Origin of the sequence: uncultured Novosphingobium sp., assembly GCF_964277725.1 — a bacterium.
Classification (GTDB): Bacteria; Pseudomonadota; Alphaproteobacteria; order Sphingomonadales; family Sphingomonadaceae; genus Novosphingobium; species Novosphingobium fluoreni.
This window is the reverse complement of the sequence record NZ_CAXYKL010000038.1, coordinates 1-14,372: the sequence shown is the minus strand read 5'-3', so window position 1 is coordinate 14,372 and position 14,372 is coordinate 1. Positions and strand designations below refer to the sequence as shown.

The following is a 14,372-nucleotide window of genomic DNA, read 5'->3' as shown; positions in this document are numbered from 1 at the left end:
TCCTGCGCGATGCGGGTGGCAGAGCCGATGCCCCGGATGTCGTCGGTGACATCAAGATAGGCCTCGTCCAGCGAAAGCGGCTCTACGTGGGGCGTGTAGTCCAGGAAGATCGCCCGGATCTGATCGGACACCTGCTTGTACACTTCGAAACGCGGCTTGCGGAACATCAGCTGCGGGCACAACCGCACCGCGCGAGACGATGGCATGGCCGAACGCACACCGAACTTGCGCGCCTCGTAACTGGCTGCCGCCACCACGCCCCGGCCGGACGATCCACCCACCGCCAGCGGCTTGCCGCGCAGGCTGGGATCGTCCCGCTGCTCAACGCTGGCGTAGAACGCGTCCATGTCAACGTGGATGATCTTGCGGAGGCCGACTTCGGTGTCGGAGTTGTCAGGATCGTAGGCATCGGCCATCGCCTTATCCTAGCAAACGCATTCGGTTTTCGCGATGGGCCCTCGGGCGATTTGCCCGTAATACCAAGATCATCGCTGGCAAGCTCCCGTTGCATCCGCCATGGCCGCAGAATGCGATTCCCCACCGGCCCCCAACCTCCCCTCAGAGAAACGGAGTTCGTTTGCCTGTTAGCGGGCATCCAGGCGCTGCAGGCTCTGGCGATTGACGTCATGCTTCCAGCTTTGGGTGAGATTTCGCGCGATCTTGGCGTGACCGACCCAAATCACCGTCAATTGACGATTGGGGTGTTTTTGATCTGCAGCGGCGTGGGATCGCTGTTTCCGGGTGCGATCGCGGATCGGTTCGGCCGCCGCCCTGTGGTGATGGTGTGCCTCGCGATCTATGTTGCGCTGTCTTTGGCATCTGCCCTGGTCTGGGATTTCAATGCCTTGCTGGCGTTACGCGGCCTTATGGGTTTGTTCGTTTCGGGATTGCTGGTGATGCCCATGGCCATCATCCGCGATCGCTTCAGCGGGGATCGCATGGCCAGGGTTCAGTCCTTGGTAGCGATGACCTTCATGGTCGTGCCGATGCTGGCCCCAACGGTTGGACAAAGCGTGATGCTAGTTGCCAATTGGCGCTGGATATTCGCGGTTATGGCCATTCTGGCGAGCGCCTTGCTGATATGGGTTTGGCTGCGTCTGCCCGAGACTTTGCATCCCGACTACCGCCAAACCATCAAGCCGGGCGTCATCATCGGGAACATGGCGGAGGTTCTCCGTTGCCGCGCATCCATCGGTTATTTGCTGGGCGCGGCGATGATGCAAGGCGTGATGTTCGGCTGGCTTAATTCGTCCCAACAGCTGCTGGTGGAACACTTCGGCGCGGGAACGATGTTTCCGCTGATTTTCGGCGGAATTGCCCTCACCATGTCAGGAATGAACTTCGTCAACGCCAGCATCGTGGAGCGTTTTGGCGCAAGGCGCGTCTCGCAGACCGCGGTGATCGTCTATATTTTCATCGCCGCCGTCCACCTGCTCAGCCTGCTGCGAGGTGAAGGGCTATGGACCTTCGTGCCGTTCATTGCAGCCAGTATGTGTCTGGTGACTTTTATCGGGTCGAACTTCGCCTCGATTTCCTTGCAACCTTTTTCGCGGACGGCAGGCGCAGCCTCATCGATCACGGCTTTCACCAGGCTTTTGATCGGCGCGCTGCTAGGTACGGTAATCGGGCAGGTCTATGATGGAACCGCCATACCACTGTTCATTGCCATGACAATCGGCGGCAGCTTGACCTTGGCGCTGGTATTTTACTCGGAAAGAGGCGTCCTGTTCCGCCGGCTCAACCCGCCGCCACTCAAAGCGGAAGCGGGTTGAGGGGCGTCGCGGTTAAACCCTGCGGCCGCGGAACAACTGGACCAGGCCGACGATCAGGGCGATCACCAGCAGCAGGTGGATGACGCCTGCCGTCACCTTAAAAACGACGACGCCCAGTAGCCAAAGTACCAACAGGATCGCGGCAATCGTATAAAGCATGATGTCCTCCTAGCTTCCCTATTTCGAGAAACGCGGGACGTGGTCTTTTGCTGCACCTTCATGACAATCGCATGCGGCCATGCCGTCAGCGATCATGCCCGGGCGAGGGCCGCCAGTTGCCTGCGTGAGGGGCCGGGAGCGATCGCCGGGGTGGGTGAGCGCCGTATCGCCGCCAGTGCCGCCGAAGCGACCAGGCGCAGCTTTTCGGCCTTGCTGGTACGCACGCGATGGTCCCAGGCATGGTCGCCGCGCGCCACCACCTTGCGCCCGATCGCGCCGTAGATGTTGGCGGCGGACAGGATCGCCCAGCGCTGGCGAAACTGCAACCGCGCCGCGCCGACGCGAGCCGATGCCTCGTACCCGCTCGCCAGACGGCACGCCCGCGCGACGATGCGGACCAGCCCGGCGCGGTAGTGCGGCTTGGTGAGTTCGCCGGGGGGAATGTCCTCCTCCACCGTCCACTCGACCGGCAGGTACCGCCGGTCCGCCGCATCGTCCTCCGCCACGTCGCGCACGATATTGTTCAGCTGGAAGGCTATCCCCAGGTCGCACGCGCGGTCCAAGGTATCCTCATCGCCTTCCGGCACACCCATGACGGCGGCCATCATCACGCCCACCGCACCTGCCACGTGGTAGCAATAGCGCAGCATGTCGGTTTCGGAACGCGGACGCCACTCCGCCGCATCAAGCGCGAAGCCGGCGATCACATCCTCTGCCATGGCGTGCGTGATCGGCACTTCGCGGGCAAGCTGCCCCAGCGCATCGAACGCGGGCTCTCCGGTCTGCTCCCCGGCAAAGGCCATCTCGGTCAGCGTGCGGATCGTGGCGAGGCGCGATTCGGGATCAAGCCCGGGGCCCAGCGCACCGCCGTGATCCTGATCGTCGGCCAGATCGTCACAAGCGCGGCACCAGGCGTAGAGCATCCAAACGCGTTCGCGCGTCGTGCGATCGAACAGGCGGCTGGCGGCGCGGAAACTGGCCGAGCCCTTGCGTATCGATACGCGGGCCGCCTCGACCAGTTCTTCGCGCGACAGGCGCTGCGGCGTGGCCCGGTGGAAGGTCAAAGCGTGGTCGGGTCCATGGCGACGATGGTGCGGGGCGGCTCATGCGCGCGCATCCGCTCGAGCAGCAGGCTGAGCTCCGCTTCTGCCAGGATGATCCCCTGGTGGGCGGGACGCACGAAGCCGACCTCTGCCATGTGTCGGTTGAACGCCAGCAGCCCGTCATAGAAGCCGAGCGCGTTGAGAATGCCGACGGGCTTGGCGTGATAGCCCAGCTGCGCCCAGCTGACCGCCTCCCACAACTCGTCCATGGTGCCGACCCCGCCGGGCAGGACCAGGAACCCGTCCGACAGGTCGGTGAAGGCGGCCTTGCGCTCGTGCATGGTCTTTACGACCGTCAGCTGGCAATCGTGATTGGCGACCTCGCCCCGCACCAGCGCTTCGGGGATCACGCCGATCACTTCGCCGCCCGCCTCCAGCGCGGAGGACGCTATCGCACCCATCAGGCCCAGCCTTCCGCCGCCATAGACGACGCCAATGCCCTGCTGCGCCAACGTGCTGCCGACTTCGCGCGCAAGCTCCATGTAGCGTGGATCGGCGGGCGTGGCAGAGCCGCAATAGACGGCAAGGCGTTTCATGACGGGCATTCCTGATAGCTCATGTGATGTTGCGAGGGAGAAAGAAGGAGTGGGCGCACGCAGAAAAATGGCACTTGGGGAGCAGCTGCCAAGCTCACCGCAAGTCCTCCAGCATCAGCTTTGCCGTCGCCTTTGCGCTGCCGACGACGCCGGGAATGCCTGCGCCGGGATGGGTGCCCGCGCCGGCCAAGTAGACGTTCTTTAGCTTGTCGTCCCGGTTGTGGCCACGGAACCAGGCGCTTTGCGTCAGGATCGGCTCCAGGCTGAACGCGCTGCCCAAGTGGGCGGACAAGTCGTTCGCAAAGTCGGTCGGGGCATAGTGAAACTGGGTGACGATGCGATCGTGGATGTCCGGGATCAGGCGGCGGCCCACTTCGTCCAGGATGCGCTTGGCGAGGATCGGGCCGACTTCGTCCCAGTCGACCGGCAGCTTGCCCATGTGCGCCACCGGGACAAGCGCGTAGAACGTGCTCTTGCCGGCAGGCGCCATGCCCGGATCGGTGACGGTGGGGTGGTGCAGGTAGATCGAGAAATCCTGCGGCAGCACGCCATGTTCGTAGATGTCGGTCAGCAGGCCTTTATAGCGAGGACCGAACAGGATCATGTGATGTGGAATGCCGGGCCAGGTGCCCTCCAGCCCGAAGTGGACGACGAACAGGCTGGGCGAGAATTTCTTCTTCGCCAGCGATTTGGCCATCTCCGGCCCGCGCCGATTGCCCGAAAGCAGATCGCGATAGGTGTGCACGATATCGCCATTGGAGGCGACCGCGTCGAACCGTTCACGCCAGCCGCTGGCCGTCTCCACCTCGGTCGCCCGATCGCCGATGGTGTGGATCTGCACCACCTTGTCGGCCAGGCGCACGGTGCCGCCCAGCCGCTCGAACAAGCGGGCCATGCCCTGGGCCAGCTTGTTGGTGCCACCCTTGGTCCACCAGACGCCGCCGTCCTTCTCCAGCTTGTGGATAAGGGCATAGATCGCGCTGGTGGTCATCGGATTTCCCCCGACGAGAAGCGTGTGGAACGACAGGGCCTGGCGCAGATACTCGCTCTTCACAAAGTGCGAGACCATCGAATAGACCGAGCGCCATGCCTGATAGCGGGCCAGCGCCGGGGCTGCCTTCACCATGCTGGCGATGTCCAGGAACGGCACATGCCCCAGCTTGACGTAGCCTTCCTGATAGACGCCTTCGGAGTAGGCCAGGAAATCCTCGTACCCGGCGATATCATCGGGTGCCACGCGCATGAATTCGCGGCGCATGGAGGCGTTGTCGTTCGAATAATCGAAGTTGGTGCCGTCCGGCCAGTTCAGCCGGTAGAACGGCATGACCGGCATCAGTTCGACATCGTCGGCCATGTTGTTGCCCGACAGCGCCCATAGCTCTTTCAAGCAATCGGGGTCGGTGACGACGGTGGGGCCGGCATCAAACGTGAAGCCTTCCTTTTCCCAGACGTAGCCGCGCCCGCCCACCTTGTCTCGCGCCTCGATCAGCGTGGTGGCGATACCGGCGGACTGGAGGCGGATCGCCAGAGCCAGGCCGCCAAATCCTGCTCCGATCACACACGCGCGCTTCATTTCAAATCTCCTAGCGGCGCCAACGGCCGCCCTTTGCCCCTGAGGCTGGCCACCGCCGCGCCGATCGGCACGGGCGGCTTGCCCGCCAGAATGCGCAGCATGTCCATCTGGTTCGACTGCCCTGCGTAAAAACGTTCGATCAGTCTTTCGGACAAGCCGTAGAATCGTTCCAGAACCTTGTAGCGCTGATCTGGCATGGCGGCTCCGAACAACATCCGCGTCAGCATCCGATAGAACCGTCCATGGCGCCAGTGCCGCCGCGCCCACGTGTGACAGGCCTTCTCTATCGCCTCTGCAGAGAGCGAGTCGAGCGTGCACAGATGCAGCGCCAGGCGCAGCGCGATCGGCAGCGAGTAGCTGGTCAACGGGTGGATCAGCGCTGCCCGTGCACCCACCTGGGCCACGCCGGGCGTGGCTGTCGCCTGCCAAAATGCGTCGAGATCACCCGCGCCGATTACCGGCAGGGCGCCTTTTTCCTCATATTCGATAGCCTCCACCCGCCAGTCCTGCGCGGCGGCGTAGGCGGCGATCCGTTCGCGCAGCGCGGGCAGGTCGATCTCGGGCCCGTCCGCATAATAGGTATCCTCGACGAAGATCGCGTCGGAGGCGAAGGGCAAGGCATAGACGAAGCGGTAGCCGTCTGTCTGGCTGACCGATCCGTCCATGACGATGGGATGGGTCAGGCCGTGCGGTACCTTGAGCCGTAGCATCTGGCCCACGAACTTCTGCCAGCCCCCCGCCATGTGCGGCAAGCCCGCCGCTCCGCGCGCATCGATCACCGCTCCTGCGGTGATGGTGCGGCCATCGGCGAGGACAACGCGATCGGCCAGGGCCTGCGTCACCACAGCGCCCGTCAGCAGGCGCTCAGGCGGAAGGACGGATCGCATCACGGCATCCAGCCGCTCGCTGGTGATGCTGCGATAGGGGGTACGAAGCGCGCGGCTGCGCTTGGGGAAGCGCACGAAATAGCCATCCCACCGTGCGGCCACCAGAGGCTCCAGCAGGTCCGCGCCGTCTTTCACGTCCGTCGCGAAATAGGACCAGACGTGATCGCCGCCACACCGATCGCCCGCTTCGATCACGGTTACGGACACGTCCGGACGGCGCGCGGCCAGTGCCAGGGCGATCAAACCTCCAGCCAGACCACCGCCCAGGATCGCAATATCTGTTGACGGGGCGCTCATGTTCGTCCCGTGTAGGGATGGGGACCGTTCACTGCAACTTGGCGCAGCGAAGGCTTTGGGGCATGTTTCAATTCGATGAACGATGAGCTGACCGTTTCCGACGCCTGCGAACAGGATGCCACCGCGATTGCCGGTATCTACGCGCACTATGTGACGAACAGCGCCGCCAGTTTTGAAACCGATGCGCCGACCACACAGGATATCGCTCAGCGGATCGTGCGGGTGCTGGGCGAAGGCTATCCGTTTCTGGTGGTTCGCGACGGCGCAGGGGCGGTGCTGGGCTATGCCTATGCTGAGCGTTTCGGGGATCGAGAGGCCTATCGCTTCAGTTGCGAAACGCACATCTATGTCCACAAGGATGCGGTGGGGAGGGGGATCGGCAAGGCGCTGATCAATGCCCTGATCGCCGCTTGCGAGGCGCGGGGATTTCGCCAGGCCTTCGCCATGATCGCCGGGACGGAGCCGACGTCGGTGGTCCTGCATGCGCGCGCCGGATACCTGCCCTGCGGCACGCTGACCGGAGTCGGCTGGAAGCAGGGGCAGTGGGCGGACATCTTCATGATGCAGCGCAAGCTGGGTTCAGGAAACGAAACGTTGCCGGAATGACACGGTGATGTTGCAATCCGCACTCGGACTGCGTGGCGCTGCAACGCAATATCGGGTTCGGCGTTTCCCGGTCGATTACATGGGGATCTATACCGATGCGTAAACTTGCTCTTGCCGCCGGCCTTGGCGTCGCGCTGTCCGCCACGCCTGGCCTGGCGCAGGATATGATGGAAGGCTCCAAGCTGGATGGCGATTATCTGATCGTCGGCGTGGGCGGGGTCTACATGCCCAGCTACCGCGGCTCGGACGACTATACGATCACGCCTTTTCCGATCGTGAAGGGCGAACTGGGCGGCATCGGCATCAACCCGCGTGCCGGCGGTATCGCGCTGGACCTGATCCCCGATGCCGACGATGCCAAGATCGGCTTCTCTTTCGGACCCACGGTGACGTACTCGGCCAATCGTGCGCGCGGCATTAAGGATCGCGTGGTGCGCGCAGCCGGCAAGCTGAACGAAGCCGTGGAAGTGGGCGCGACCGCGGGGATCACCGGCTACAAGCTGCTCAATCCCTACGACTCGCTCACCCTTTCGGCCGATGTCCGCTGGGATGTGGCCAAGGCCTACAAGGGCATGATCTGGACGCCCAACCTCACGTACACCACTCCCCTCAGCAAGGGCTCGTTCGTGGCGCTGAACGTTGGCGCCCGTCATGTCGACGGCAAGTACGCGCGTTATTACTACTCGGTCACTCCGGGGCAGAGCTTCGCCAGCGGTTTGCCGACCTACAACGCCCGCAAGGGCTGGGAGAGCATAACGGCGGGCCTGGCCGGCGCTTACGACCTGGACGGCAATTTGCTGAACGGTGGGTTCTCGGTGTTTGCCGGGGTGGCCTATACCAAGATGCTGAACGACGCGAAGGACACGCCTTACACCAGCTTGCGTGGTGACGATAACCAGTGGCTGGGCGGCGTTGGCGTGGCTTACACCTTCTAATCCTGCCTTTTTTCGGACGGGGGGTTCAGGCGATCACCGCCTGAACCTGCTGGCGCAGGCGGGGGAGCACGTCAGCTTCGAACCAGGGGTTGTTCGCCATCCACAACCGACTGCGCCAAGCTGGGTGGGGCAGGGGAAACAGCCCGTCTGGCGCCTCCTGCCAGCGGCGCACCGCCTCGGTCATGTTCGGGGCGAACCTTTTTGGCAGATACAGTTTCTGCGCATGCAATCCTACCAGCAGCGTCAGCCGCACCTTTGGCAATCGCGCCAACAGCGGCTTGTGCCACAGCGGTGCGCATTCCGGGCGGGGTGGCAGGTCTCCGCCCTGGCCCTTGCCCGGATAGCAGAAACCAGTGGGCATCTGGGCGATGCGGGCGGTGTCGTAAAAGGTCGCGTTGTCGATGCCCAGCCAATCACGCAGGCGATCGCCGCTGGCGTCCTGCCAGCCGAGACCGGTGGCATGGACGCGGCTGCCCGGTGCCTGCCCGATGATCAGCAGCCGCGCCGTTGGCGATGCGGCGACGAAGGGCCGGGGCTCGAACCCCAGGGCTTGTTCGCAAACCCGGCACGCCCGGATTTGCTGGAGGAGTTCATCGAGGCTTACGGTCACGCCGTCGAAATGTGATTATCCGACGTGAGGCGCAACCCTTTATCGCATCATCCTTTTTCGAAAGCCCGTAGCCCTTAGCTGATGGCCATCAGCGAAGACGAATAGGGCAGCAGCAATTCCTTTGCGCGCTCCCAACTCCCGCGAAGCCACACGTCCTGGACCGTGCGATCTGCCGGGACGATTACCGGCATCGCATCCTTCCCGGCCGATCGCAGCGCCGCATTAGGTTCGCACGTAAGCAGCGCGAAGCTGGGTACCTCGCTGTCTTTCCACACCGCTGCGAGCGCGAATACCGGTTGATCGGTGCAGGCAAACCAGTGGCGCACACGTTTCTCCGCGCGGTCCACGCCCTTGCCCCATTCCATAAACGCCGTCGCGGGCACCAGGCAGCGAAACTCGCTGTTGCGCAAGTTGCCGATCCAGAACGGGCTTTCGATGTTACGTACGGACAGCACCGGCCGCGCCTCCATCGCCGAAGGTGGCGGCGGGACACCCCACAGGCGCGGCACCATCCGTCTAGGCGCGTGTTGCGAGGGACGCGGCCCCGCCACGAACTCACGCCCGGCGGTGATCACCGGCGCAAAGTTGCCCGGCGCTACGTGTCCACCAGCCCAGGGATCCTCCCCCGCCTCCACATCCAGCATAGCGCCGATCTGCCGCGCGTTTGCGTCAAGACGATAGAGCATGGTCATGCCAAGCCGCCTAGACGGCGGCGCGGCAGGCGTCTATCAACGCACCACCACCGGGGAGCCAGCAAGCGGCTGAGAGGTGCGGGTATGCTCCGCACGACCCGTCGAACCTGAACCCGTTAGCACGGGCGGAGGGAGTTGGCCGGACTTAAGTTCCGTGATCCGCTCCCGCGCCCAAAGAGGAGCGCTGCGCATGGCGGACATCAATTCCAAGCTGGAGATCGGCGTCACGACCGGCCCGATTCGGGGATCGAAGAAAATCCACGTCGGTCCGTTGAACGTCGCCATGCGCGAAATCCATCTGGAGCCGGGCAGTGGCGAAGAGCCCGTCCGCGTCTATGACACCAGCGGGCCCTACACCGATCCCAACGCCGTGATCGATATCGCCGCCGGTCTCGCCCCCTTGCGCCGCACTTGGCAACTGGCTCGCGGCGATGTCGAGGAATATGCCCCGCGCGAAGTGAAGCCGGAAGACAATGGTCAGCTCGGCCCCGACCGCTCGGGCGGCGTTCCGCCGTTCCCCACCGCGCTGCGCCGTCCTTTGCGCGCCAAGGCAGGGCACAACCTCAGCCAGATGCATTATGCGCGCAAGGGCATCATCACCCCGGAGATGGAATACGTCGCCGAACGTGAGAACCTGGGCCGCGCCCGTCTGGCCGAATACAAGCGTGACGGCGAAAGCTTCGGCGCCTCGATCCCTGACTATGTGACGCCCGAATTCGTGCGCGATGAGGTTGCTCGGGGCCGTGCGATCATTCCCAGCAACGTCAACCACCCCGAAGCCGAGCCGATGGCGATCGGCCGCAACTTCCTGGTCAAGATCAACGCCAACATCGGCAACTCCGCCGTTGCCAGTGACGTGGCGAGCGAAGTCGACAAGATGGTCTGGTCGATCCGCTGGGGCGCCGACACCGTCATGGACCTCAGCACGGGCCGCAACATCCACGACACGCGCGAGTGGATCATCCGCAACAGCCCCGTGCCGATCGGCACCGTGCCGATCTACCAAGCGCTGGAAAAGGTCGGCGGCGTGGCGGAAGACCTCACTTGGGAGATCTTTGCCGACACCCTGATCGAGCAGGCCGAACAGGGCGTGGACTACTTCACCATCCACGCCGGCGTGCGCCTGCCTTATGTGCCGCTCGCCGCCAAGCGGATGACCGGCATCGTCAGCCGCGGGGGCTCGATCATGGCCAAGTGGTGCCTGGCGCACCACAAGGAGAGCTTCCTCTACGAGCGCTTCGACGAGATCACCGAGATCATGAAGGCCTACGACGTCGCCTATTCGCTGGGTGACGGCCTGCGCCCCGGCTCGATCTACGACGCCAACGACGAGGCCCAGTTCGCCGAGCTCTACACTCTGGGCGAGCTGACCAAGCGCGCCTGGGCGCAGGACGTCCAGGTGATGATCGAAGGCCCCGGCCACGTGCCGATGCACAAGATCAAGGAGAATATGGAAAAGCAGTTGGAAGCGTGCGGCGAAGCGCCGTTCTACACGCTCGGGCCGCTCACTACCGACATCGCGCCCGGTTACGACCACATCACCAGCGGCATCGGCGCCGCCCAGATCGGCTGGTACGGCACCGCGATGCTCTGCTACGTCACGCCCAAGGAGCACCTGGGCCTGCCCGACCGTGACGACGTGAAGGTCGGCGTGGTCACCTACAAGCTGGCCGCGCACGCCGCCGATCTCGCCAAGGGCCACCCCGCCGCGCAAGTCCGCGACGATGCGCTCAGCAAGGCGCGCTTCGAGTTCCGTTGGCGTGACCAGTTCAACCTGTCGCTCGATCCGGATACGGCGGAAAAGTATCACGATCAGACATTGCCGGCAGAGGGCGCGAAGTCCGCACACTTCTGCTCGATGTGTGGGCCCAAGTTCTGCTCGATGAAGATCAGCCAGGAAGTGCGAGACTTCGCTGCCAAGCAGAACCAGCCGGTGCAGACCTTCATCGCCTCGGAAGAAGAAGCCGAAGCCGGGATGAAAGCGATGAGCCAGAAGTACGAAGAAGGTGGCCGCGAACTGTACGTCGGTGCGGGCGATCGCGAGCACGATTGAATCTCGCTTTGAGACGGGGGGGACGTGGTACGGTTCTCTTCGTCCCTCACGCTTCGGCAAACCCGTAGCCCGCGTGAAACTCTTATCGCCTGATTAACGTTCTGTCTTTTGCATGGCGCGCCGATGCGACGCGCGACGACGAGGATATGAACATGGTGTTCTTCACGAAACGCTTCATCGCGGCGACTGCCGCGGCGGGGTTTGCGGTCGCGCTGGGTGGCTGCTCAAGCACGTATGGTTATGGCGGTCTGGGTTATAACTCGGGCTACTACGACGATTATGGCTACGGCTATGGGCCGAACCTTGCATATGGCGGCTCGCCGTATGGTGGCTGGTACAATGACTTCTACTACCCTGGATATGGCGTTTACGTCTTCGATCGGGGCGGTCGCCGTACCCAGTGGAACGACGGCCAGCGCCGCTATTGGGAAGGCCGTCGCGGTGATCGCGATGGGCGCGGCTGGCAGGGTCAGTATCGCCAAGGCCAGAACTGGCGGGGCCAAAACTGGCGAGGTCAAAATGGTCAGGGTCAGCAGTGGCGTGGCCGCGATTGGCGGGGCCGGAACTGGCAGGGGCAGGATCGTCAGGGTCAGAACCAGCAGGGTCAGGGCTGGCGGGGCCAAGGCTGGCAGGGCCAGCGTTGGCAGGGCCGTCCCGATGGTGCGCGGCTTGGTGGCGTCACCCCCGGTACGCCAGCGACACCGGGCAGTGCCTGGCGGGGGCAATGGCGCGGAGATCGCGGCGCGGCCGGAGTGGACCGGCCCGCAAGTCCCTCCTTCAACGGCTGGCGGGGCCGGGGCGGCGCCGAAGTAGGCGGCATCCCCCGCGCCGGCGGCTTCGAAGGCAGGGCGAACGGTGGCGGTCGATCCGGCTGGCGTGGCGGCCCCCGCCGTTAGCACTTCCCGGCAAATGGCAGCTTCGCGTATCGCTCGAGGGTCTCAAGCACGCCTTTAAAAAATCGAGAGCGTTCGCTGCTATGGGGCGGTGGCAACGGCATCACTAAACGCCTTATGAAAATTGGATAATCCTAGGTTAATATACCTAAACGCAGTGACCTAAATGTACTTAGTAGTCAATTTTAGGAAACTGTATTGCTTGCATCAGTTATGATTGCCGATGAGCGGGCACGGGAGCTGCTACGCGCCGCTTTTGACCTTTTCAGCGATGAACCTTTGATCGATCCGGTCGAAACAGCGTCTTCACCGTCACGGCCAAGAGATCGGATCGATTTCGCCGAGAAGCTTTACAATCTGCGTTCGGCTCGGGCCGAGACCTTTGGTCATGATCTTTTCGGGGAACCTGCTTGGGATATTCTGCTGGATTTGTTTATCCAGAAAGGCCGCGGGCGACGGGTCAGCGTCACATCCGCGTGCATCGCCTCCAATGTCCCCGCCACCACCGCCCTGCGCTGGATATCGATCCTGGGCGATCGCGGACTGATCGAGAAACGCAACGATCCGGAAGACAAGCGCCGCACCTTCCTGGAGATTTCAGAGCGCGGCCTCCGGGAAATGACGCATTTCCTCACCAACCTATCATCATCGCGCGAGTCCGATAACGGCAGACCCTAGCGATTGATGCGGCTCACGTCAGAAATTAGGTGAATGGCGGTCGATGTGCTAATAGAACCTCGCTGACGTCGAATTTTGCGACGGACTTTGCCGATTGACGAGCGTTGTGGACCTCACTTGTGAGGGAAGAGCGCAGATTTTCCGACGACTTCCTTTCGATTGACGACCTGACGCACGGCCCTGTCGCATGTTGCGGCCGGGCAACCCTGTTTCTCGAAAGGAAACGCATATGCCTATCGGCACCGTAAAGTTTTTCAACGCTGACAAGGGCTATGGCTTCATTCAGCCCGACAATGGCGGCGCGGACAGCTTCGTCCACATTTCTGCCGTGCAGGCCGCCGGCATGCAGACTCTCGATCGTGACCAGCGCGTCTCTTACGAAGTCGAGCGTGGCCGCAATGGCAAGGAATCGGCGACCAACATCACGGCCGCCTGAAGCCGATCGCCAGGCCGATCGTTTTGCGATCGGTCTGGCCCACGGCCTGTACCATTTTCTCCCGGAAAGGAGCGCCCATGAGCATTAGCTACGAGTTCGCGACGGAACGTGCCGAAGAAGCTGCTCAAGCTGCCGAAGCGGCGCAACTGGACAATGTGCGTGATCGGGCCCTGCGCTCCGAAGCGGCATGGCGGGACATGGCCGATCGCGCCCAGAAGACCGAGCAATCGCGCGCCAAGCGTGAAGCTGCGGCAGAGGCTGCGCGGGCCGTCGTCGCCGAAGGCTGACCTTCGTGCTGGCGGCATTCACTCTGCCGCCAACAGTTCCTCCGCGCCGCCAAGGTCCACGCTGACCAAGCGCGAAATACCTTTTTCCACCATCGTCACGCCGAACAGACGATGCATCCGGCTCATGGTCACCGCGTTGTGAGTGACGATGAGATAGCGGGTGTGCGTTTCCGCGACCATCGTATCCAGCAGGTCGCAAAAACGCTCGATGTTGGCGTCGTCCAGCGGCGCGTCCACTTCGTCCAGCACGCAGATCGGCGCGGGGTTCGTCAGGAACAGCGCGAAGATCAACGCGACGGCCGTCAACGCCTGCTCGCCGCCGGACGCGAGCGTCAGCGATTGCAGCCGCTTGCCGGGTGGTTGCGCAAAGATCTCCAGCCCGGCTTCCAGTGGATCGTCGGAATCGATCAGCGCCAGATGCGCCTGCCCGCCCTGAAACAAGCGCGTGAACAAGCGTTGGAAATGGGTGTCGACGGCGTCGAAGGCGGCACGCAGTCGTTCGCGTCCTTCGCGGTTGAGGTTGCCGATAGAGCCGCGCAGCCGATTGACCGCTTCGGTCAGTTCCGCCTTTTCCGCAGCGTTGGTGCCCAGCAGGCCTTCCGCCTCGACCAATTCGTCGGCGGCCACCAGATTGACCGGGCCGATCCGCTCGCGCTCCGACGAAAGGCGCTCCATCTCGGCGGATTCCTGCGCCGCGCCGCGAATCTCTGCTTCGTCAAACCCGAACCGACCCGGCAACAGCGGCGGCGGTGATTGGAAACGCTCACCGGACAACCGATTCATCTCGACGCGCCGGGCATCCTCATTCTCGGCGCGAGCACTGGCCCCGGCCCGTGCTTCACGCGCGGAGGCGGC

Annotated in this window: 15 protein-coding genes, 2 pseudogenes and 1 riboswitch; of the genes and pseudogenes, 8 read left to right on the top strand and 9 right to left on the bottom strand. The window is 63.4% G+C overall.

Annotated elements, in window-relative coordinates:
• Window positions 1–416: pseudogene (locus ACHWRX_RS02285) on the bottom strand (DNA polymerase IV); the annotation flags it as partial.
• Window positions 417–527: 111 nt separating this feature from the next.
• Here ACHWRX_RS02285 and ACHWRX_RS02280 point away from each other — a divergent pair.
• Window positions 528–1,772 (top strand): multidrug effflux MFS transporter, encoded by a 1,245-nt coding sequence (locus ACHWRX_RS02280; RefSeq protein WP_288487397.1) that lies wholly within the window; start codon window positions 528–530, stop codon window positions 1,770–1,772.
• Window positions 1,773–1,784: 12 nt separating this feature from the next.
• Here ACHWRX_RS02280 and ACHWRX_RS02275 read toward each other — a convergent pair whose 3' ends face one another.
• From ACHWRX_RS02275 to crtY, 5 genes are all read right to left on the bottom strand, one after another.
• Window positions 1,785–1,931 carry a lmo0937 family membrane protein gene (locus ACHWRX_RS02275; protein WP_153000944.1) on the bottom strand — a complete coding sequence of 49 codons (147 nt, stop codon included), beginning with the start codon at window positions 1,929–1,931 and terminating at the stop codon, window positions 1,785–1,787.
• A 92-nt stretch (window positions 1,932–2,023) separates the two neighbouring features.
• On the bottom strand, window positions 2,024–2,995 hold the full coding sequence (locus tag ACHWRX_RS02270; protein WP_394657936.1) for a phytoene/squalene synthase family protein: 972 nt from the start codon (window positions 2,993–2,995) through the stop codon (window positions 2,024–2,026).
• Entirely contained in the window at window positions 2,992–3,570 is a 579-nt protein-coding gene (locus ACHWRX_RS02265) for a TIGR00730 family Rossman fold protein (protein ID WP_058737233.1), read from the bottom strand. The genes ACHWRX_RS02270 and ACHWRX_RS02265 overlap by 4 nt, the downstream gene beginning before the upstream one ends.
• A gap of 94 nt (window positions 3,571–3,664) precedes the next feature.
• Window positions 3,665–5,143, bottom strand: coding sequence for a phytoene desaturase (locus ACHWRX_RS02260; protein WP_058737111.1), 1,479 nt, complete (start codon window positions 5,141–5,143; stop codon window positions 3,665–3,667).
• The gene (gene crtY, locus ACHWRX_RS02255; protein ID WP_394657935.1) at window positions 5,140–6,327 is read right to left on the bottom strand and encodes a lycopene beta-cyclase CrtY; all 1,188 of its coding nucleotides are present in this window, start codon (window positions 6,325–6,327) and stop codon (window positions 5,140–5,142) included. Before crtY ends, ACHWRX_RS02260 begins: the two co-directional genes overlap by 4 nt.
• 75 nt (window positions 6,328–6,402) lie before the next feature.
• Here crtY and ACHWRX_RS02250 point away from each other — a divergent pair, with 75 nt between their 5' ends.
• A complete protein-coding gene (locus tag ACHWRX_RS02250; protein ID WP_394657934.1) occupies window positions 6,403–6,933 on the top strand; it encodes a GNAT family N-acetyltransferase in 531 nt (176 codons plus the stop codon).
• A 95-nt stretch (window positions 6,934–7,028) separates the two neighbouring features.
• Window positions 7,029–7,868, top strand: coding sequence for a MipA/OmpV family protein (locus tag ACHWRX_RS02245; RefSeq protein ID WP_183617192.1), 840 nt, complete (start codon window positions 7,029–7,031; stop codon window positions 7,866–7,868).
• 25 nt (window positions 7,869–7,893) lie between these two features.
• Here ACHWRX_RS02245 and ACHWRX_RS02240 read toward each other — a convergent pair whose 3' ends face one another.
• Both ACHWRX_RS02240 and ACHWRX_RS02235 read right to left on the bottom strand, forming a co-directional pair.
• Window positions 7,894–8,478 carry a uracil-DNA glycosylase family protein gene (locus ACHWRX_RS02240; RefSeq protein WP_394657933.1) on the bottom strand — a complete coding sequence of 195 codons (585 nt, stop codon included), beginning with the start codon at window positions 8,476–8,478 and terminating at the stop codon, window positions 7,894–7,896.
• A gap of 74 nt (window positions 8,479–8,552) precedes the next feature.
• Window positions 8,553–9,170 carry an SOS response-associated peptidase family protein gene (locus ACHWRX_RS02235; protein ID WP_394657932.1) on the bottom strand — a complete coding sequence of 206 codons (618 nt, stop codon included), beginning with the start codon at window positions 9,168–9,170 and terminating at the stop codon, window positions 8,553–8,555.
• A 41-nt stretch (window positions 9,171–9,211) separates the two neighbouring features.
• Window positions 9,212–9,322, top strand: a riboswitch (TPP riboswitch).
• 38 nt (window positions 9,323–9,360) lie between these two features.
• On the opposite strand from ACHWRX_RS02235, the gene thiC reads away from it, so the two are divergent.
• The 5 genes from thiC to ACHWRX_RS02210 all read left to right on the top strand — a co-directional run bounded on the left by thiC (window position 9,361) and on the right by ACHWRX_RS02210 (window position 13,517).
• Window positions 9,361–11,223, top strand: coding sequence for a phosphomethylpyrimidine synthase ThiC (gene thiC, locus ACHWRX_RS02230; RefSeq protein WP_183617194.1), 1,863 nt, complete (start codon window positions 9,361–9,363; stop codon window positions 11,221–11,223).
• 152 nt (window positions 11,224–11,375) lie between these two features.
• Window positions 11,376–12,119 (top strand): peptidase, encoded by a 744-nt coding sequence (locus tag ACHWRX_RS02225; RefSeq protein WP_394657931.1) that lies wholly within the window; start codon window positions 11,376–11,378, stop codon window positions 12,117–12,119.
• 210 nt (window positions 12,120–12,329) lie between these two features.
• Entirely contained in the window at window positions 12,330–12,794 is a 465-nt protein-coding gene (locus ACHWRX_RS02220) for a winged helix DNA-binding protein (protein WP_394657930.1), read from the top strand.
• A 229-nt stretch (window positions 12,795–13,023) separates the two neighbouring features.
• Window positions 13,024–13,230, top strand: a complete 207-nt coding sequence (locus ACHWRX_RS02215) for a cold-shock protein (protein WP_058737499.1) — start codon at window positions 13,024–13,026, stop codon at window positions 13,228–13,230.
• A 77-nt stretch (window positions 13,231–13,307) separates the two neighbouring features.
• Window positions 13,308–13,517, top strand: coding sequence for a hypothetical protein (locus ACHWRX_RS02210; RefSeq protein WP_183617901.1), 210 nt, complete (start codon window positions 13,308–13,310; stop codon window positions 13,515–13,517).
• 18 nt (window positions 13,518–13,535) lie between these two features.
• On the opposite strand, the pseudogene ACHWRX_RS02205 reads toward ACHWRX_RS02210, so the two are convergent.
• Window positions 13,536–14,372 (bottom strand): annotated as a pseudogene (locus ACHWRX_RS02205) (chromosome segregation protein); the annotation flags it as partial.